Annotated in this window: 16 protein-coding genes, 2 pseudogenes and 1 riboswitch; of the genes and pseudogenes, 11 read left to right on the top strand and 7 right to left on the bottom strand. The window is 74.7% G+C overall.

Annotated elements, in window-relative coordinates; genetic code table 11:
• Both ABD323_RS30910 and ABD323_RS30905 read right to left on the bottom strand, forming a co-directional pair.
• Nucleotides 1–379 (bottom strand): annotated as a pseudogene (locus ABD323_RS30910) (hypothetical protein); the annotation flags it as partial.
• Entirely contained in the window at nt 376–1,356 is a 981-nt protein-coding gene (locus ABD323_RS30905) for an aldo/keto reductase (RefSeq protein WP_344445340.1), read from the bottom strand. The gene ABD323_RS30905 and the pseudogene ABD323_RS30910, both read right to left, overlap by 4 nt.
• Nucleotides 1,357–1,773: 417 nt before the next feature.
• Between ABD323_RS30905 and ABD323_RS30900 the strand changes: the two genes are divergently transcribed.
• The 6 genes from ABD323_RS30900 to ABD323_RS30875 all read left to right on the top strand — a co-directional run bounded on the left by ABD323_RS30900 (nt 1,774) and on the right by ABD323_RS30875 (nt 8,688).
• The gene (locus tag ABD323_RS30900) at nt 1,774–2,820 is read left to right on the top strand and encodes an LLM class F420-dependent oxidoreductase (RefSeq protein ID WP_344445339.1); all 1,047 of its coding nucleotides are present in this window, start codon (nt 1,774–1,776) and stop codon (nt 2,818–2,820) included.
• A gap of 113 nt (nt 2,821–2,933) precedes the next feature.
• Nucleotides 2,934–3,623, top strand: a complete 690-nt coding sequence (locus tag ABD323_RS30895; protein ID WP_344445338.1) for a histidine phosphatase family protein — start codon at nt 2,934–2,936, stop codon at nt 3,621–3,623.
• A gap of 221 nt (nt 3,624–3,844) precedes the next feature.
• Nucleotides 3,845–4,420 (top strand): DUF3090 family protein, encoded by a 576-nt coding sequence (locus tag ABD323_RS30890; protein WP_344445337.1) that lies wholly within the window; start codon nt 3,845–3,847, stop codon nt 4,418–4,420.
• A gap of 131 nt (nt 4,421–4,551) precedes the next feature.
• Nucleotides 4,552–5,382, top strand: a complete 831-nt coding sequence (locus ABD323_RS30885; protein ID WP_425556213.1) for an SCO1664 family protein — start codon at nt 4,552–4,554, stop codon at nt 5,380–5,382.
• 155 nt (nt 5,383–5,537) lie between these two features.
• A complete protein-coding gene (mshC, locus tag ABD323_RS30880; RefSeq protein WP_344445336.1) occupies nt 5,538–6,767 on the top strand; it encodes a cysteine--1-D-myo-inosityl 2-amino-2-deoxy-alpha-D-glucopyranoside ligase in 1,230 nt (409 codons plus the stop codon).
• A 496-nt stretch (nt 6,768–7,263) separates the two neighbouring features.
• Nucleotides 7,264–8,688: an APC family permease gene (locus tag ABD323_RS30875; protein ID WP_344445341.1), complete on the top strand. Its 1,425-nt coding sequence runs from the start codon at nt 7,264–7,266 to the stop codon at nt 8,686–8,688.
• Between the two features lie 140 nt (nt 8,689–8,828).
• On the opposite strand, the pseudogene ABD323_RS30870 reads toward ABD323_RS30875, so the two are convergent.
• Nucleotides 8,829–9,584, bottom strand: a pseudogene (locus ABD323_RS30870) (slipin family protein); the annotation flags it as partial.
• 296 nt (nt 9,585–9,880) lie between these two features.
• Here ABD323_RS30870 and ABD323_RS30865 point away from each other — a divergent pair.
• Both ABD323_RS30865 and ABD323_RS30860 read left to right on the top strand, forming a co-directional pair.
• Complete coding sequence (locus ABD323_RS30865) at nt 9,881–11,428, top strand: hypothetical protein (RefSeq protein WP_344445335.1); 1,548 nt, start codon at nt 9,881–9,883, stop codon at nt 11,426–11,428.
• 1 nt (nt 11,429) lies between these two features.
• On the top strand, nt 11,430–12,200 hold the full coding sequence (locus ABD323_RS30860) for an NUDIX hydrolase (protein WP_344445334.1): 771 nt from the start codon (nt 11,430–11,432) through the stop codon (nt 12,198–12,200).
• Between the two features lie 84 nt (nt 12,201–12,284).
• Here ABD323_RS30860 and ABD323_RS30855 read toward each other — a convergent pair whose 3' ends face one another.
• From ABD323_RS30855 to ABD323_RS30845, 3 genes are all read right to left on the bottom strand, one after another.
• Nucleotides 12,285–13,433, bottom strand: a complete 1,149-nt coding sequence (locus ABD323_RS30855; protein ID WP_344445333.1) for a PAC2 family protein — start codon at nt 13,431–13,433, stop codon at nt 12,285–12,287.
• 353 nt (nt 13,434–13,786) lie between these two features.
• A complete protein-coding gene (locus ABD323_RS30850) occupies nt 13,787–14,611 on the bottom strand; it encodes an SGNH/GDSL hydrolase family protein (RefSeq protein WP_344445332.1) in 825 nt (274 codons plus the stop codon).
• 96 nt (nt 14,612–14,707) lie between these two features.
• Entirely contained in the window at nt 14,708–15,493 is a 786-nt protein-coding gene (locus tag ABD323_RS30845; RefSeq protein WP_344445331.1) for a GNAT family N-acetyltransferase, read from the bottom strand.
• A 125-nt stretch (nt 15,494–15,618) separates the two neighbouring features.
• Nucleotides 15,619–15,707, top strand: a riboswitch (ZMP/ZTP riboswitch).
• Nucleotides 15,708–15,741: 34 nt separating this feature from the next.
• Here ABD323_RS30845 and ABD323_RS30840 point away from each other — a divergent pair.
• Together ABD323_RS30840 and ABD323_RS30835 are read left to right on the top strand one after the other, a co-directional pair.
• A complete protein-coding gene (locus ABD323_RS30840; protein ID WP_344445330.1) occupies nt 15,742–16,938 on the top strand; it encodes a phosphoribosylaminoimidazolecarboxamide formyltransferase in 1,197 nt (398 codons plus the stop codon).
• Nucleotides 16,939–17,173: 235 nt separating this feature from the next.
• Nucleotides 17,174–17,806, top strand: coding sequence for a mycothiol-dependent nitroreductase Rv2466c family protein (locus ABD323_RS30835; RefSeq protein WP_344445329.1), 633 nt, complete (start codon nt 17,174–17,176; stop codon nt 17,804–17,806).
• Between the two features lie 108 nt (nt 17,807–17,914).
• On the opposite strand, the gene ABD323_RS30830 is transcribed toward ABD323_RS30835, so the two are convergent.
• A complete protein-coding gene (locus ABD323_RS30830) occupies nt 17,915–18,988 on the bottom strand; it encodes a glycoside hydrolase family 18 protein (RefSeq protein ID WP_344445328.1) in 1,074 nt (357 codons plus the stop codon).
• Between the two features lie 132 nt (nt 18,989–19,120).
• Here ABD323_RS30830 and ABD323_RS30825 point away from each other — a divergent pair.
• The coding region (locus ABD323_RS30825; protein ID WP_344445327.1) for a homocysteine S-methyltransferase family protein at nt 19,121–19,630 on the top strand (510 nt) is incomplete at its 3' end.

Below are 19,630 nucleotides of genomic sequence, written 5' to 3'. Positions count from 1 at the left end.
CTCCTCCCCCTGCTGGACGCGGCCGGGCTGGACGGCCGCCCGGAGCGGAGGCCGGCGTGGAGCCGCCGCCACCCTGCCCGACGCTGCGGATCGCCTCGGCGAGCGCGGCGACCTCGGCACTGCGGGCGGCGGCACCGGGCGATGCGGGCGCACCGGGCGCACCGGGTTGCGCCTGCTCGGGCGCCGGGCCCTCGTGCCCGCCGTCACCGGCGGCGGCATCCGCTCCAGCGGCGGCCCCGTCATCGATCACGTCGTCGGCCGCGCCCGCGCTGTCGGTCACCGACGCGCTGTCGGTCACGGACGTGCTGCCGAGCTCGCCTTCGACATCGGCGCTGGCATCGGCGCCGGCATCGGCGTCCGGGTGGTGCGTCTGACTCACAGTTCGTTCCAGTCCTGATCAGGGTAGCGACGCACCGGCGCCGAGATGTCGTCGAGCGCACCGCGGATCTCATCCGGAAGCGTAAGCGCCTCCACCGACAGTGCCTGCTGCAGCTGGGCGGCCGTGCGGGCGCCGACGATCGCGGCGGCCACCCCGGGGCGGTCGCGGACCCAGGAGAGGGCGACCGCCAGCGGACTGCTGGCCAGGCCGTCGGCCGCGGTGGCGAGGGCGTCGACGATGCGCCGCGAGCGATCGCCGAGGTAGGGCTGGACGAAGCCGGCCAGGTAGGGCGAGGCGCCGCGGGAGTCCGGCGGGACGCCGTGGCGGTACTTGCCGGTCAGCACGCCGCGGCCCAGCGGCGAGGAGGCGAGCAGCCCCACACCGGCGTCCAGCGCGGCCGGCAGCACCTCGCGCTCGATGCCGCGCTGCAACAGCGAGTACTCCATCTGGGTGCCGGCGAGCGGGACCCGCCCGACCGTGGCGCGCTGCCAGGTGGCGGCCTTGGCGAGCTGCCAGCCGCTGAAGTTGGAGACGCCGACGTAGCGGGCCCGGCCGGAGGTGACGGCGAGGTCGAGGGCGTGCAGGGTCTCCTCGGTCGGGGTGGCCGGGTCGAACGCGTGCACCTGCCACAGGTCCACGTGGTCGGTGCCGAGCCGGCGCAGCGAGGCGTCCAGGGCGCTCAACAGGCGGCCGCGCGAGGTGTCGAAGCGGCGGTCGCCGTCCGGCACGCTGCCGGCCTTGGTGGCGATGACCAGTTCGGAGCGGGGGATCAGGTTGTCGGTCAGTCGGGAGATCAGGTACTCGGCGCCGCCGTCCGCGTAGACGTCGGCGGTGTCGACCAGGCTGCCGCCGGCGTCGACGAACTCCTTGAGCTGCTGGGCGGCTTCGTGCTCGTCGGTGTCCCGGCCCCAGGTCATGGTGCCCAGGCCGAGCCGGGAGACCCGCAGGCCGGTCCGGCCGAGATGACGCTTCTCCATGGCGGAGGACCCCCTCGATCGCTGAGCGGGCGTCAGGTCCGCCGGCCGGACGCGGGGCCGGGCGGGGCGCGGGAAGCCCGTACGGGACGAGCGTAGTGGGCGTCCCACGGGCAACCGCGCAGACCCGCAGGGCCCGACGACTCCACCGACCACGCCGCCGACCACGGCGCCGACCACGGCGCCGACCACGGCGCCGACCACGCCGCCGACCGCGGCAACGACGACTCCGCGCCCACCTCGCCGCGGACTCCGCCGCCCCCTCGTCAACGGGTCGGACGACTCCGCGTCGCCGGTGAGCCGTTGGCCCGCGGCCCCGCGCGGCGATGTGACGCGCCGCACACTTACCGGCCAGTAGCATGGCTCCGCCGGCGCGACTACCCTCGGCTCACACTCCCCTCCCGGAAGGCATGGCTTCCTATGCGACTCGGTATCAACCTCGGTTACTGGGGCCTCGGCATGGATGCCGACAACATCACCGTCGCCCAGGAGGCCGACCGGCTCGGGTACTCGGTCTGCTGGGCCGCCGAGGCGTACGGTTCGGACGCCGCCACGGTGCTCTCCTTCGTGGCCGCCAAGACCGAGCGGATCGACGTCGGTTCGGCGATCTTCCAGATCCCGGCCCGCACCCCGGCGATGACCGCGATGACCGCCGCGACCCTGGACACCCTCTCGGGCGGCCGGTTCCGGCTGGGGCTGGGCGTCTCGGGGCCGCAGGTCTCCGAGGGCTGGTACGGCGTGCCGTTCGCCAAGCCGCTGTCCCGCACCCGCGAGTACGTCGAGATCGTCCGCAAGGCGATGAGCCGCGAGCGGCTGGTCCACGAGGGTCCCAACTGGACGCTGCCGCTGGCCGGGGCGCCCGGCAAGCCGCTCAAGCTGACGGTGCACCCGGTGCGCGAGCGGATCCCGCTGTACATCGCGGCGATCGGCCCGAAGAACCTGGAGCTGACGGGCGAGATCGCCGACGGCTGGCTGGGCATCTTCTTCGCGCCCGAGCAGGCCGCGCTCTCGGTCGACGCGATCAAGTCCGGCCGGGCGACGGCGGGTCTGGACCTGGACGGCTTCGACATCTGCCCGACCGTGCCGATCGCGGTCGGTCCGGACATCGCGGCGGCCCCCGACTCCCAGCGCTTCTACGCCTCGCTCTACATCGGCGGGATGGGCAGCAAGGAGAAGAACTTCTACAACCAGCTCACCTGCCGGATGGGGTACGAGCAGGCCGCCGACGAGATCCAGCAGCGGTACCTGGCGGGCGACAAGGCGGGCGCGGCGGCGGCCGTGCCGTTCGAGCTGATCGACGCGACCTCGCTGCTCGGCACCCGCGAGCGGATCGCCGACCGGATGCAGGCGTACGCCGACGCCGGGGTGACCACGCTGACCCTCGCCCCCGCCGGCTTCACGCTGGAGGAGCGGATCACCGCCCTGCGCACCGGAGTCGAGGCACTGGAGCTGGCCGGGCTGGCCTGACCCGCGCCCGTACCCCACCTCGCCCCGCCGCAGCGCCCGCCCCGTCCGGTACCCGCAGGCCCGACCCGCCTGCCGGTACCGGACGGCCCACGCCCACCCCGTACGCTGGGGGCATGCCCACACTGCTGCTGGTACGCCATGGCCGGTCGACCGCGAACTCCGCCGGGGTCCTGGCCGGTTGGACGCCGGGGGTGGACCTCGACGAGGCCGGCCGGGCGCAGGCGGAGGCGTTGGTCGAGCGGCTGGCCGGCGTGCCGCTGGCCCAGGTGGTCAGCAGCCCGCTGGAGCGCTGCCGGCAGACCCTGCAGCCGCTGTTGGGGGCCCGCCCCGAGCTCGGCGAGCCGGCGCTGGACGAGCGGTTCGGCGAGTGCCACTACGGCGAGTGGACGGGCCGTCCGCTGCGCGAGCTGGCCCAGGAGCCGCTCTGGCGCACGGTGCAGGACCACGCCTCGGCCGCCGCGTTCCCGGGTGGCGAGTCGCTGCGGGCGCTGAGCCACCGCACGGTGGCGGCGGCCCGCGAGTGGGACGAGAAGATCGCGGCTGAGCACGGTCCGGACGCGGTCTGGCTGGTCTGCAGCCACGGTGACGTGATCAAGGCGGTGGTCGCCGACGCGCTGGGACTGCACCTGGACCACTTCCAGCGGATCAACGTGGACCCCTGCACGGTGACCGCCATCCGCTACACCCCGCAGCGGCCGTTCCTGCTGCGGATGGGCGACACCGGCGACCTGTCCGGCCTGCGGCCCAAGGCCCCGGCCGGCGGCGACGCGGTGGTCGGCGGCGACACCGGCACCGACGCCTGAACCCCCGCTGCGCCGGCCCACCACCCGGACCCACCGCGCCACCCACCGCGCGAGCCCGACATCCCGAGCCCGCCGTGCGAGCCCCGCGCCCCGACCCGCCGCCGACACCGGCACGGGCCTGACGGCCCGGCGACCCGGACGCCGTAGGGTGAAGGAGAACGTCCGCGCAGCGCCCTGTTGACCCCGTTCACCGACCACGTTTCACACCCCGGAGCGAGAGAGTGCCCCGACAGCTCTTCTTCTACGACCAGCCCGAGCGGTTCGTGGCCGGTACCGTCGGCCAGCCCGGCGCGCGCGCGTTCTTCCTGCAGGCCAGTGCCCGCGGCCGGATCACCAGCGTGCTGCTGGAGAAGACCCAGGTCGCCGCGCTCGCCGAACGGGTCGAGGAGGTGCTCGACGAGGCGCTGCGGCGCAGCGGCGGGCAGGCCCCGATCCCGGCCGTCGCGCCCACCGAACTGGTCGACACCGCGCCGCTCGACCTGCCGCTGGAGCAGGAGTTCCGGGTCGGCACGATGGCGCTCGCCTGGGACGGCACCGAGGGCTGCCTGGTGGTCGAGGCGCAGGCCGTGGTCGAGGAGGCCGAGGAGGAGGACGCCGAGGCCGAGGCGGCGGCGTTCGAGGACGACGAGAACGGCCCGGACATGCTGCGGGTGCGGCTGACCGGCGCGATGGCCCGGGTCTTCGCCAAGCGGGCGCTCGACCTGGTGGCGGCCGGCCGCAAGCCCTGCCCGTTCTGCAACCTGCCGCTCGACCCGGAGGGGCACCTGTGCCCGCGCGCGAACGGCTACCGGCGCTGAACGCCGACCGGTCCACGGGCGAGCGGTCCACGTCCGACCGGTCCGCAGCCGCCCGGCAGGACGGCGCGGCCGGTCAGGACGGCGCCGGCCAGCAGGGCCGCGCCGAGCAGGACACGGCGGCCGAGCAGGACATACCCGAGGCCGCCCCGGCCGCCGGCGCAGCGTTGGCCGCCGACGTACCGGCCGCGCTGCGGCTGCTGCGCGAGGGGGAGCTGACCGTCCACGGGCAGCTCACCGACGCCTCCAACGCGGCGCTGTACTGCTCGGTGACCCTGGACGGCGTCAGCGCGCCGTGCGTCTACAAGCCGGTGGCCGGCGAGCGGCCGCTGTGGGACTTCCCGGACGGCACGCTGGCGGGGCGCGAGGTGGCCGCCTACGAGGTCGGCGCCGCCACCGGCTGGGCGCCGATCCCGCCCACCGTGCTGCGCGAGGGCCCCTACGGCAGCGGCATGGTGCAGGTCTGGGTGGAGCCGGATCCGAAGGCCGCGCCGCTGCTCGCGCTGCAGGACCCGGCCGGTCCCGAGCAGGGCTGGCTGCCGATCGTGCGCGCCGACGTCGGCGCGGGCCGCACCGCGCTGCTGGTGCATCCGGACGACCGCCGGCTGCGGCGCCTGGCGGTGGTGGACGCGGTCCTCAACAACGCCGACCGCAAGGGCGGCCACCTGCTGCCCGCCGCCGACGGCCGGATCTACGGCATCGACCACGGGGTCACCTTCGCCGTCCCGGGCAAGCTGCGCACGCTGCTCTGGGGCTGGGCGGAGCAGCCGCTGACCGAGGAGGCCGGCGAGATGCTGCGCCGTCTGGAGTCGGAGCTGGCGGGGGCGCTGGGGGAGCGGCTGCGGCCGCACCTGACGGCGGCTGAGCTGACGGCCACCCGGGAGCGGGTCGCGGGGCTGCTGCGCAGCGGGCGCCATCCGGTGCCGTCCCAGGAGTGGCCCTCGATCCCCTGGCCGCCGGTCTGACTCCGCCCGGTCCGCCCGGTCTCCTGCGGCCGTCCCGCCACCCGCCCGACGGCTGCTGATCGTCCCCGACCGACCCCGACCGTTTCGGCTCGGATTTCAGCCGATTCTGCGTACTGGTTAGCCTTTCAAATGATCGCAAGGTTAGAGTCATTTTCATGCATGCCTGGCCCGCCTCCGAGGTTCCCGCCCTGCCTGGTCAGGGACTCCCCCTGCGTATCCACGACACCGCCGAGGGCAGGATCCGGGAGGTCGTGCCGCAAGGCCGCACCGCCCGCCTGTACGTCTGCGGCATCACCCCGTACGACGCCACCCACCTCGGCCACGCCGCCACCTACGCCACCTTCGACCTGATCCAGCGGGTCTGGAAGGACGCCGGCCACGACGTCCTGTACGTCCAGAACGTGACCGACGTGGACGACCCGCTGCTCGAGCGCGCGATCGCCACCGGTCAGGACTGGACGGCCCTGGCCGAGCGCGAGACCGCGCTCTTCCGCGAGGACATGACGGCGCTGCGGATCCTGCCGCCGGCCCACTACATCGGCGCCGTCGAGTCGATCCCGTGGATCGTCCCGCTGGTCAAGAAGCTGCTGGCGAGCGGCGCGGCCTACCGGGTGGACGGCGACATCTACTTCTCGGTGGCCGCCGACCCGCGCTTCGGCGAGGTCTCCGGGCTCAGCCAGGAGGAGATGCTGCCGCTCTTCGCCGAGCGCGGTGGTGACCCCGAGCGTCCCGGCAAGCGCCACCCGCTGGACGCGCTGCTCTGGCTGGCCGCCCGCCCGGGCGAGCCGGCCTGGGACACCGAGCTGGGCCACGGCCGTCCCGGCTGGCACATCGAGTGCGTGGCGATCGCGCTCGAGTACCTGGACATGTCCTTCGACATCCAGGGCGGTGGCAGCGACCTGGTCTTCCCGCACCACGAGATGGGCGCCGCGCACGCGCAGGCGGCCACCGGCGCGCACCCGTACGCGCGGGCCTACGTGCACGCCGGCATGGTCGGCCTGGACGGCCACAAGATGTCGAAGTCGCGCGGCAACCTGGTCTTCGTCTCGGCGCTGCGCCGCGAGGGCGTGGATCCGGCGGCGATCCGCCTGGCCCTGCTCTCCAAGCACTACCGCGGTGACTGGGAGTGGAGCAAGGACGTCCTGGACGAGGCCGTCGAGCGGCTCGCCCGCTGGCGGGCCGCGGTCTCCCGGCCGGACGGGCCGTCGGCCGAGCAGATGCTCACCGAGGTGCGCGCCGCGCTCGCCGAGGACCTCGACGCGCCGGCCGCGCTGGCCGCCGTGGACCGCTGGGCCGCCCAGCAGGCCGCCACCGGCGGTGACGAGCCCGGCGCGCCGGGCCTGGTCTCGCGCACCGTGGACGCCCTGCTGGGCGTCGCGCTCTGAGTCGACGGCCGCCCCACGGGGGCGTCGACCTGTAACGAATGTGCCCTGGGGGCCGCCGACCTGACAGTGGGTCGGCGGCCCGCCCCCCCCCTTCGGCGTACTCTCCGGCCGGTACGCCGCTTCGGATTCCGCAGACACGCCGGGCCCGATCTGCGGATTGCGCGGCGTTCCGGCTTCGTGGCATCGGATTTCCCCAAGCCATTGCCACCCCGGCACCCCACTGGGCACCATATGGGCCACACCGGGCGCCCCACGGGCCCGGCAGAGGTTCCGCAGCACCCGCTCCACCCGTCGCCACAAGCGCCAACGGCTGGACCGCAGCGTGCTGCCCCAGTCGGCGCGCCGCCCCTCGCCTCACCTCCCGCCCCCCCCGCGCCCCCGCGCGTCCCTTCCTCCGACCGGTCCAGGAGAGGCAGCCCCCGTGTCCTCAGAATCACCCGCCGAACCGAGAACCGGCCTGCGCGCCGGCGTCCTCGGCGCCGCCGACACCGTCGTCATGGCCGTCGCCGGCAGCGCGCCGGCCTACTCCCTCGCCTCGACCACCGCCGTCCTGGCCGGCACCGCCGGGCTGGTCGGCCCGGCCGCCCTGCTCTGGTGCGCGATCCCGATGCTGGGCATCGCCTGGGCCTTCAACTACCTGGGCCGGGTCGACGTCAACGCCGGCGCCAGCTACTCCTGGGTGGGCCGCGCGCTCCACCCGGCGCTGGGCTTCCTCAGCGGCTGGGCCCTGGTGGTCTCGGCGACCATCTTCATGGTGGCCGGTTCGCTGCCGGCCGGGCAGTACACGCTCTCGCTCTTCTCCGACTCGCTCGCCCAGAACACCTGGGCGGCCACCGGCGTCGGAGCCTTCTGCTTCCTGGTGATGGCCGGCCTGGTGCTGCTCGGCGCGCAGATCACCGCCCGGGCGCAGTGGATCATGACGGGCATCGAGGTGGCGATCCTCGCCGTCTTCGGCGTCGCGGCGCTGATCCACGGCGGCAGTGCGGCCACCTTCTCCTGGTCCTGGCTCTGGGGCTTCGGCCACTTCGGCGGGGTGAAGGGCTTCGCGGCGGCCGCGCTGATCGCGGCCTTCTACTTCTGGGGCTGGGACGTGACCGCCAACCTCAGCGAGGAGACCAGCGACAGCAAGAAGAACTCCGGCCTGGGCGGCCTGATCGGCGTGGTCGGCGTCTTCGCGCTCTTCGAGGTCATCACCATCGCGATCAACCTGATCATCAGCCAGGACGACATCGGCAACCCCGACTCCCCGCCGCTGCTCACCACGCTGGGCAACACCGTCTGGCCGGGGGTGGGCGGCAAGATCCTGGTGGTCGCGGTGATGCTCTCCACCATCGCGACGCTGGAGACCACGCTGATCCAGGTCACCCGCTCGCTCTTCGCGATGGGGCGCGACCGCACCGTCCCGGGTGTCTTCGGCGTGGCGCACCGGCGCTGGCAGACCCCGTGGGTGGCGCTGGCGGTGGTCGTGGTGATCTCGCTGGGCCTGTTCGTCGGCTCCAACGCGCTGGGCTCGGTGAACACCATCCTGGCCGACGCGGTCTCCGCCATCGGCCTGCAGATCTCGGTCTACTACGCGCTGGCCGGCCTCGCGGTCGTGGTCGCCTACCGCAAGCTGATCCTCACCTCGGTCTCCAACGCCGTCTTCATCGGGCTCTGGCCGCTGGCCGGCGCGGTCTTCATGGGCTTCCTCTTCGTGGAGAACTGCATGACCCTGCCCGGCGCGCAGCTCGGCATCGGCCTGGGCGCGCTGGCGATCGGCGTCATCCCGCTGGCCTGGTACTGGGCCAAGGGCAGCGCGTACTACCGCTCCGCGCCGGGGCTGTTGGACGCCTCGGAGCTGTCGGGGGAGCCGTCGACGGAGGTGATCGGCGCCGGGTCGACCGGGCCGGCCGGAGCCGCCGGGGCCTCCAGCGCCTCCTGACCCACCGCGAGCGCGCCGAGCTGCTCCGTCTCCGCCAGCGCCTCCGTCGTCAGCTCCTCCGCCCTGGCCCGGGCCCGGGCCTCCTCCTGGGCCTCGGCCTCGGCCTCGTGCCGGTCGTGGCGGGTGTCGTGGGTCCTGGTGGCGCTGTCGAGGAAGCGGAGCAGCTCGACCGGGAACGGCAGCACGAGGGTGGAGTTCTTCTCGGCCGCCACCTCCACGACCGTCTGCAGCAGGCGCAACTGGAGGGCGGCCGGGGTGGCGCTCATGATCGCGGCGGCCTCGGAGAGCTTCGCGGACGCCTGGAACTCGCCGTCCGCGGTGATGATCCGGGCCCGCCGCTCACGGTCCGCCTCGGCCTGGCGGGCCATCGAGCGCTTCATCGACTCCGGCAGCGCCACGTCCTTGATCTCCACCCGGTCGATCTGGATGCCCCAGCCCATCGCGGGGCTGTCCAGCATCAGCTCCAGGCCCTGGTTGATCGGCTCCCGGTTGGCCAGCAGGTCGTCCAGCTCGCTCTTGCCGATGATCGAGCGCAGCGAGGTCTGGGCGACCTGGGAGATGGCGAACTGGTAGTCCTGCACCGCCACGGTGGCCAGCACCGGGTCCTCCACCTGGAAGTAGACGACCGCGTCCACCCGCACCGTGACGTTGTCGCGGGTGATGCCCTCCTGGGCCGGCACCGGCATGGTGACGATCTGCACGTTCACCCGCCGGATCCGGTCGATGACCGGGATCAGCACCACCACGCCGGGCTGGCGGACCTCCTCGCGCACCCGGCCGAAGCGGAAGACCACGCCCCGCTGGAACTGCTGCACCACTCGCACGCTCACCGCTGCCCACGCCGCAGTGAGCGCGGCCGCACCGGCCAGTGCCCCCAGCACCGCATCCACGATCATCGCCGTCACCTCGGCCGCTCCCGGATCCGGATATCCACGGTACTCCGCGCACTGGGCCGAAAGTGGTCTAGACCCTTGACAGGGAACGGTCGGGACGGGTGGACTGGAGCGGGCCGGTGACCGGCGGCTGCCCGACGCCGGTCACCGCGCGCCCCGGCGGTGCCGCTGCTCCCCTTCGGCACGCAGCGCCCTGCGCCCGCGGGGGCCCGCGCGGTAGAGTCCCGCGAGCAGGGCCCGCGTCGCGGGGGCGCGGGACACGGCGGTAGCGCGGCTGCGGGTGCGCGGGTGGGAGCGGAGTGTCCGTCGAGGGCAACGTCGAGTTCGAGAAGATCCTGCCCGCCGACCTGAGGCGGCTGCCGGTCACCGCCCAGGCGCTGGACAACCAGTGGCTCACGGCGGGCGAGCTGCGCGGGGTGTGGAGCGGGGGCCGCTCACGGCGGGCGGCGCTGCGCGAGCAGGGCGCCCGGGTCCGCACGGAGTACCTCCGGGCGCTCGTCACCGCCGACCAGGTCGTGGTCAACCGGGCCTACCTGTACAACAATCCGGTCATCTCTCAGGACTACCTGGCGAAGGCCGCCGGCCGGGACGCCTTCCGGCAGCTGCTGGACGACGGCGTCCTGGTCCCCTTCCTGTGGAACGAGGCGACGCCGGTCCAGGAGCCGGCCTTCGGGCTGCGCGACCTCGAAGAGGTCTGGCCGGCCTGGACCGCCGTCGCACAGGAGTGCCGGATGACCTGCCTCTCCCTGGACTGGGACGGGGCGGGCGAAGGCGCCGGCGCCGCCGGGGCCGCCGACCGGCTGGGGAGCGCGTTCGCCCGCTACGTCCAGGGCCTGGAGCAGGTCGACCTCCCCGCGCTGGCCCGGACGCTGGGCGTGCCGCCGGCCGGCGAGCAGCCGCTGCACGAGCGGCTGCGGCAGGTGGCCGACTTCGGCCGGGCGCAGGTCGAGGCGACCGGCCTGGTCTCCCGGGACGCGCTCTACCGGACCTTCGTGGTGGCCCCGGGCAGCAACCCCGCCGAGCGCTCCTACGATCCGGCCCGGGCGTTCGGCGCCGAGATCAAGCAGGTCGTCGACCTGGCCTACAACGTCAACCTGGCCGACCGGCTGGGCGCCTACGCCCTCACCCCGCACGACTCCCTGCCGCGCACCGCACTCCAGGAGTGGCAGCTGGCACCGCGGGCGGCGGGCCCGGAGCTCTCCGCCGACCACCTGGTCGAGGTCGTCCGGCGCACCGCCTTCGACATCCTCCAGGAGGGCCTCTACGTCGAGTCGTTCGGCCAGCTCACGCTGGACGACGTGGTCGCGCTGCGGCAGTCCGCCGGCTGGCAGCAGTACCAGGGCGCGTTCCAGGCCCTGCTCGCCGCGCCCGACCTGGCCGACCCGCAGCGCTTCGCCGACCCCGAGCACGGCGCCCCGGCCGTGGTGGGCGGCTACGTGGCGATGCTGCGCGAGGCCAGCGACCGGGCGGCCGGTCGCCGGGTCGGCGCCGCCATGGCGCGGTGGACGCCGACGGCGGAGCTGTTCATCGAGGTCGCCACCGGGCTGGTCCGGATCGCCCTGGGGTCGGTCCCCTTCTTCGAGGTGATCAGCGAGGTGGGCAAACACTTCGTCAAGCGGGCCGTGCCGGTGAGCATCCGGCTGGTGGTCGGCCGCGGCCCGGGCGGGCGCGAACACGCCCGGCTGGGCACGGGCCTGCGGGTCGTCGAGGGCCGGTTCGCCGACGACGGGCGCGCGCAGTGGGAGTCACTGATCACCCGACTGCGCAGCGCCGGCTTCGCGGAGCACCGGGGACTCGGCCCCGGGACGCACCCGGCGCAGCTCAACGGGCGCGACGGGGCACCGTGAGATGGACCGACCCGACCGGGACAGCCCCGACCTGAACCGCCCAGCGCCGGACCGCTACGCCGAACTGCGCCGCAGCCGCCCCGAGCTGTTCGCCAACGACCCCGAGGGCATCGAGATCCTCACCGGGCCCGAGGAGATCGCCGCGGCCGAACGCGCGGTCCGGGAACGGGACGGCGCCGCGCCGGTGGCCGCGGCGCAGGTCGGCGTGGTCTACCAGGACCGCTACGTCACCCTGCTGCGCGACGCGGTGCGCTTCCCCGGCGGCGCCCCGGGGCTCTACCTGCGGCTGCTCCCCACCACCGACGCCCCCGGGGTGGTGGTGCTGCCCCTGCTGGCGGGCGGCGTGCTGCTGGTCGAGCACTACCGGCACGCCACCCGGTCCTGGCACCTGGAGGCGCCGCGCGGGTTCGGTGAGGCGGGCGCCGGCGACGAGCGCAGCGCGCGGCGCGAGCTGGCCGAGGAGATCGGCGCGCGGGTCGAGGAACTGCTGCCGCTGGGGATCGTGTACCCGGACACCGGGCTGCTGGCCGGCCGGGTGGCGCTGTACGCGGCGCGGGTGACGGCGTACGGTGCGCCGGAGCGGGCCGAGGGGATCCGGCGGGTGGTGGACCTGTCCTTCGCGCAGGCGGAGGAGGCGATCGGCAGCGGCGCGATCGACGACGGCTACACCATCGCGGTGCTGACCCGGGCCCGCCTGGCCGGGCTGCTGGTCGGCCGGCTGGTGGACGGCGGGCCGGTGGAGGGCGGCCGGCGTCCGGACGGCGGTGGCTGACCGGGCCGGGTCTCCCGGCGGCCCGGATGCCCGCGGTGGGGCACCCGGACCGCCCTGTCGAACAGGTCGGCGCCGGGCCCGTGCCTAGCGCGAGCCGTCCTTGCCGTCGGCGCCGTCGTCAGCCCGATCGCGTCCGCGGTCGCGGGCCTCGGCGTCGCTCGCCTCCTGCTCCGCCACCGCCTCGCCGGCCGCGTCGTCGCCCGGACCGGCATCGGCTGCCGCATCCGCCGCGGTGCCGTCCGTCGTCGTGCCGTCCCTCGTCGCGTCGTCGGATGCCGCGTCGTCCGCCGTCCCGTCGTCGGTCGAGGTCGTGCCGGCGAGCTCGCCCGGGTCCGTCGCGGTCCGCTCGACGGCGGCCCGCCCGGCCACCGGCTTCTCACCGGCCGGCCCCTGGTTGTCCCGCCGGCGCAGGTAGCGCTCGAACTCGCGGGCGATCGCGTCGCCGCTGGCCTCCGGCAGCTCGGCGGTGTCCTGGGCCTCCTCCAGCTGCTGCACGTACTCGGCCACCTCGCTGTCCTCGGCGGCGAGTTGGTCCACGCCCAGCTGCCAGGCCCGGGAGTCGTCGGGCAGCTCGCCCGGCGGGATCCGCAGGTCGAGCAGGTCCTCCAGCTTGTTCAGCAGCGCCAGCGTGGCCTTGGGATTGGGCGGTTGGGCCACGTAGTGCGGGACGGCGGCCCAGAGCGTGACGGCCGGCACCCCGGCGTGCGCGCAGGCCTCCTGGAGCACGCCGACGATGCCGGTGGGGCCCTCGTAGCGGCTCTCCTCCAGGTCCAGGGTGCGGGCCAGGTCGGCGTCGGAGGTGACGCCGCTGACCGGCACCGGACGGCTGTGCGGGGTGTCGCCGAGCAGCGCGCCCAGGATCACCACCAGCTCCACGCCCAACTCGTGTGCGAAGCCGAGCAACTCGTTGCAGTACGAGCGCCAGCGCATGCTCGGCTCGATGCCGCGCACCAGGACCAGGTCGCGGGTCTTGGGCTCGGTCACTCGGACCACCGACAGGCGGGTGGTCGGCCAGGTGATCCGGCGGACCCCGCCGTCCAGCCAGACCGTGGGCCGGTTGACCTGGAAGTCGTAGTAGTCCTCCGCATCCAGGGCGGCGAACACCTTGCCGGCCCAGGTCTCGTCCAGATGTCCGACCGCCGTGGAGGCGGCGTCGCCCGCGTCGTTCCAGCCCTCGAAGGCACAGACCATGACCGGGTCGATCAACTCGGGAACATCTTCCAACTCGATCACCCAGCGTCTCCCTCCGGCCGGCCTGGCCGCACCGCCCACCCCGCGGGCCGGTGACGTGGCCCTGCGGGCAGGGCGCGGCTGACCGGCTGCCGACTGCTCTCCTCACGTGGAACGCTCCGTTCCACGGACCCTACCTGCCCAGCCTACGGGCTTTGATGCGCGCCGATCCCGACGGGCGGCGCACCCGTCGGGACAGTCTCGGTGCTGCTCGGCCCCGGTGCCACCGGTTATCCGGCCAGCCCTTCGGGCAATCCCGCGGTCCACCGTGCGGTCCGTGGCCGCCCCCACGGCCGGTGCCCGAGCCGCCCCGACCGCCGCCCCGACCGCCGCCCCGACCGCCGGCGCGATCGGCGCTACGGAGCCAGGGCCCGGGCCACCGTGGGCAGATAGCCGCGTGACTGGCCGTCGGCCGTCGGGTGGAAGGACTCCCCGAGGTCGTGCAGCACGATTCCGTTGATCCACTCCTGCCCGGCCGGGGCGCAGACGCCGTGGCCGGCGAAGGCCGGCCGGGGGTCGGCGAAGCGGTAGCCGTGGGCATCGGCCTGACGGTGGATCAGCTCGTCGAGCTGGTCGGTCAGCGCGTTGAAGCGCTCGCGCCGTTCGGCCGTGCCGGTCCAGCAGACGCCGGTGGTGGTGGTCTCCAGCAGGTGCGGGTAGCCGGTCACCACGACCCGGGCGCCGGGGGCGCCGCGTCCGACGGCCGTCAGCAATCCGTCGAGCCGGCCGGGCAGCTGGTCGCGGAGCAGTTGGGCGCTGTGCGCCAACGCGTCGTCGCAGTGGCTCTCGGTGGTCAGCGGCTGCAGGCAGCCCACCACCGCGTCGGTGAAGTCCAGGTCGTTGCCGCCGACGGTCAGCGTCACCAGGCCGGTGCCGCCCGGCACCGCCGGCAGCTGCCCGGTCAGCACGTCCTGGGTGTCGGCGCCGCCGCAGGCCACGTCGGTGAAGGCGGCGGGGGTGTTGGCGGCGGCCCAGAGCACGGGGTAGGCGCCGGAACTGCGGTGGCAGGAGCCGCTCGCCGGGTCGTAGGAGCCGGCCGCGACCCCGGCGGCGTAGGAGTCGCCGAGCGCGACGTAGCCGGGGGCGGTGGCGCGGGTGGCGTGGGCCGGCCCGGCGAGGCTCAGGAGCAGCAGGGGGGCGGCAGCCAGCGCGGCCAGGCGCCTGTGGCGCACAGTGGTCATGGCGACGCATCGTATCCGAAGTACGACGCACCGTAGTGCCGCACGCGCGGCGCCCCGCCCGCCCGCGTCGGGGGCCGCCCGTGCGCGGCGGCGGCCTCAGGGCGTCGGCGGGGTGTACTCGTACGGGGTGGTGGTGCCGAGTTCCTGGAAGCCGAGCCGCTGCAGGATCGGGCGGCTGGTCGGCAGTGCGTCGACCTGGAGGTAGCGGTAGCCGCGCTCGACGGCGAGCCGGGCGCGGTGGGCGACCACCGCGCGGTAGACGCCGCGCCCGCGCCAGGCCGGCACGGTGCCACCGCCCCACAGGCTGGCGAAGTCCGTGCCGGAGTGGAACTCCATCCGGGCCCCGCAGATCGGCTCGTCACCGGCCATCGCGACCACCGCGGCGACCTGCTCCGGGGCCTCGGCGAGCTGGGCCAGCAGCATCCCGACGTAGCGCGAGCCGTCGGTGCCGAAGGCCTCGTCGTGGGTCCGGCCGAAGAGCCGGGCGCTCGCCTCGTCGGTGACAGGCAGCAGGCGCACCCCGTCCGGCAGCGCCTCCGGGCCCGGCAGCGCGGCGGCCTCGGCCACCAGCAGGGACTCCGCCGGCCCGGCCTCGAAGCCGGCCGCGAGCAGCCGGCGCGGCAGGTCGGCCGGCCGGTCGTGGCTGTAGTGCTTCCACTCGAACTCGCGTCCCAGGGCCGCGAAGTAACGCACCTGCTCGGCGATCGCGGCATCCGCCCCGGCCTCGTCGAGGTCGCACCAGAGGATCCCGTTCCAGCCGGCCTCGCCGCCGTCCTGCCGCACCACCGCGCCGATCCGCTGCACCACGGCGCCCGGGCCGTCGGGTGAGGCCTCGCGGCGCAGCTGGCGGTCGAAGAGGTTCAGCACGCTCTGCGGGTTCATCCGCTCAGCTCACCATCACCACCGTGGCCGGGCAAGCCGTTTTCACCGGTACGAGTGGCGGCCGCGGGGGGCGGCGTCCGCCGTGGATGCCCGCGCCCGTGCCCGGCACCGCGCCGCGTTAGACTCGCCGTGGCCGCGACTGGCGAGGGTGGGGCACCACCGGGGAGCGGCCGGCTGCGATCCGATGCGAGCGTCGACCGCCTGGGCGCCTCCGTCAGCGATGTCCACCCCGCTGATGAGGAGTCACCGTGGCCCACCCCTCCCGCACCCTCGACCTGCCGCTGCGCTACGGCATGAACCCGCACCAGGGCGCCGCCCGGGCCACCGCGGTCCACCCCGACCGGCAGCCGGTGCGGCTGCTGAACGGCGCGCCCTCGTACGTCAACCTGCTGGACGCGCTGAACGGTTGGCAGCTCGTCAGGGAGGCCGCGCAGGCCCTGGGCCGGCCGGCCGCGGCCTCCTTCAAGCACGTCTCCCCGGCCGGCGCCGCGCTGGCCGGGCCGGTGGACGCGGTGACCGCCGAGCTGTACGGCGTCGAGGCGGCCGCGGTCGGTCCGGTCACCAGCGCCTACCTGCGGGCCCGCGACGCCGATCCGAAGTCCTCCTACGGCGACTTCGCCGCGCTCTCGCACCCGGTCGACGCCGAACTCGCCGACCTGCTGGCCCGGGTGGTCTGCGACGGGGTCATCGCGCCCGGCTACGAGCCCGGCACGGTGGAGCGCCTGAGCCGCAAGAAGGGCGGGCGCTTCCTGGTCCTGGCGGCCGAGCCCGGCCACACGCCGCCCGAGCAGGAGAGCCGGGAGGTCTTCGGACTGCGGCTGACCCAGGAGCGCGACCGGGCCGCCCTGACGCCGGAGCTGCTCGACCCGGTCCCCGGCCCCGGCGCACCCGCCGCCCTGCCCGCCGCCGCCGTCGAGGACCTGCTGTTCGGCCTCGCGGTGCTGCGCTACACCCAGTCCAACTCGGTCTGCTACCTGCGCGACGGGATGACGCTGGGGATCGGCGCCGGGCAGCAGTCCCGGGTGGACTGCACCCGGCTGGCCGGTGCCAAGGTCGACACCTGGTGGCTGCGCCGGCACCCGGCCGTGCGCGCGCTCGCCTTCCGGCCCGAGGTGCGCCGCCAGGACCGGATCAACTGGCAGATCCGCTTCCTGGAGGGCGACCTCACGCCCGACGAGCGCGGCCGGCTGGCCGCGGCGCTGGCCGCCCCGGCCCGGGAGCTCACGGCCGGGCAGCGCGCCCGGTGGCTGGGCGAGCTCACCGGTGTGGCCTTCGTCTCCGACGGCGCGCTGCCGTTCCGCGACAACGTCGACCACGCCCGGCGGCACGGCGTGCGCTACCTGGCGGAGCCGGGCGGCTCGGTCCGCTCGGACGAGGTCGCCGCCGCCTGCCACGAGCACGGCATCACCCTGGCCCGCACCGGCCTACGGCTCTTCCACCACTGACCGCTCCACCACCCTCCGGGGCGAGGCGCGGCCACCGAAGTGCGCCACGGAGAGCGGCATCCGGCCACTCCGCGGGCCACGGTCCGTGGGAGCAACGGCATTTCGTCCGCTCCCGGGCCCGTTGCCGGCCCCGGCCCCGCCGGGGGCCGGGCCGGGGCCGGCGGACGAATGGCCCACGGTCGCCACCGCGAATTGGATCTGACGATCGTCCGGCCGGCCACTTATCGTGGAGCGCATGACGACTTCCGTTTCCGTGCCGAACGCCCCTACCAAGGTCGACTTCTACTTCGACCCGGCCTGTCCCTTCGCCTGGATCACCTCCCGCTGGATCCTGGAGGTCGAGCAGCACCGTGACCTGGAGCTCAACTTCCGGGTGATGAGCCTGTCCGTGCTGAACTCGGGCCGCGACAACCTGCCCGAGCAGTACCGCGACCTGCTGGACCGCGCCTGGGGCCCGGTCCGGGTCTGCATCGCGGCCGCCGAGCTGCACGGGAACAAGGTGCTGCGCGACCTGTACACCGCGCTCGGCACCCGCATCCACAACGAGAACAACAAGGACTACCAGGCGGTCATCGCCGAGGCGCTCGCCGAGCTGGGGCTGCCGGCCGAGCTGGCCGACGCGGCCACCAGCACCGAGCACGACGAGGCGCTGCGCCGCAGCCACCACGAGGGCATGGACCCGGTCGGCGAGGACGTCGGCACGCCGACCATCCACATCGACGGGGTGGCCTTCTTCGGCCCGGTGCTGACCGCGATCCCGCGTGGCCAGGACGCGCTCAACGTCTTCGACGGCGCCCGGCTGCTGGCCGGCTACCCGAAGTTCTTCGAGCTCAAGCGCACCCGCAGCGGCGAGCTCGACTTCAACTGAGCGCGCCCCGGCGCACCCGTCGGCCCGTCGGCACCCTGTCGTGCCGGCCGGCCGACGCGCGCCGGGCCGGCCGGTCCCGCCCGGGCCCGGTGCGGCGACCGGCGGCGCTCACCCGGCCTGCCGGCACCAGTCCCGCCGGTAGGAGTTCCAGTCGGCGTCCGTGGCGCTGAAGTCCGCGTACACCGCCACCCCGAAGGCCTGCCGGTCGGGCGCCCGGCGGCCCAGGGCCAGCCGCACCCCGCGGACCGCCGCCGGCACCGTCTCGGCCGAGCCGCGGTGGCTCCACTGGTCCTCCCAGTAGGCGGGCAGGCCCATCAGCAGGTCGACCCCGGGCGGGGTGACCTCCAGGGCCAGGGTGGTCTGCCGGGCGACGTAGCCGGTGTAGAGCGAGGGCAGCGGCATGGCGGTGTCGTAGGACATCACGGCGACCTGGTCGACCCGCCGGGCCACCTGCCCGAAGTACTCCTGCGACCACCACTTCGGGTGCCCGGTCAGCGCGCCCGCCACGTCGTGCAGCGCGGGTAGCGGGTCGATCTGGCTGGTCGCCACCGAGAGCGGCGCGCCGCGCGCGGCGGTCACGGCGTGCACCTGGTCGAGCAGGGCCAGGAAGCCCGCGTCGCCGGAGTGGACCGGCTCCAGGTCGAAGTGCACCCCGTCGAAGCCGGCGTCCAGCACCTGCGTGGCCGCCTCGGTGACGGCCCCGCGCACCTGTGGCCGGTCCAGGTGCAGTCCCTCCTGCTCGGGCTCGACCAGGTCGCCCAGCCAGGCCTGCACCCGCACCCCGGGCAGCTCCCGGTGCACCGCGGCGATCAGCGCCGCCGCCTGCGGGTAGAGCGCGGGGGGCAGCGTGCCGTCGTGCTCCAGCGGGCCGGTGTGCACGTACAGGTCACGGATGCCGCCGCGCAGCAGCTGCGGCAGCGCGGCCAGGTCGGCCGGACCCTTGCGCCCGTCCACCCAGGCGTGGCCGAGCCAGGCCGCGTCCCGGCCGCGCGAGCGGGCCTGCGCGGACGGGTCACCGGTCGCCTCCAGCCGCAGCGCGAGGCCCGCACCACCCACAGGGAGCAGTGGGAGCGCGGCGAGTACCGCAGCCCCCAGCGCGACCCGCCGCCGGCGCGACCAGCCGCGCCACACCTCGATCGGACGCCTGCGCGCCGTTGTCCGTCCTGCCGCTCTCAGCTGCATGATCCCCCTCCCGGAGTGGCCCACCATACGGAACGTTCCGCGACAGGCGGTCCGGGGCGGATACGCTGGCCGCGTGCATCCCCGGACGGGGGAGCGCATAGCCGACAGCCGTCGCACCCAGGGAGTAGCCCCATGGCCACCAGTGTCTCCTCATCCGCCCAGCAGGCCCGTGCCACCGCCCTGCGCGAGGCCCTAGCGACGCGGGTGGTGGTCGCCGACGGGGCGATGGGCACCATGCTGCAGGCGCAGAACCCGACGATGGCGGACTTCCAGGAGCTGGAGGGCTGCAACGAGATCCTGAACGTGACCCGCCCGGACATCGTGCGTTCCGTGCACGAGGCGTACTTCGCGGTGGGCGTGGACTGCGTGGAGACGAACACCTTCGGGGCGAACTTCGCGGCGCTGGGGGAGTACGACATCCCGGAGCGGATCTTCGAGCTCTCCGAGGCCGGCGCGCGGCTCGCCCGCGAGGCCGCCGACGCGATCGACGACGGCCGGACCCGCTGGGTGCTGGGCTCGATCGGCCCGGGCACCAAGCTGCCGACGCTGGGCCACGCGCCCTACCAGACCCTGCGCGACGGCTTCCGGCTGAACGCGGCCGGGCTGATCGCCGGCGGCGCGGACGCGCTGCTGGTGGAGACC

The organism is Kitasatospora nipponensis (assembly GCF_039528135.1).
Lineage (GTDB): Bacteria > Actinomycetota > Actinomycetes > Streptomycetales > Streptomycetaceae > Kitasatospora > Kitasatospora nipponensis.
The sequence above is the reverse complement of the archived record's forward strand: the minus strand, read 5'-3'. Positions and strand labels throughout refer to the sequence as shown.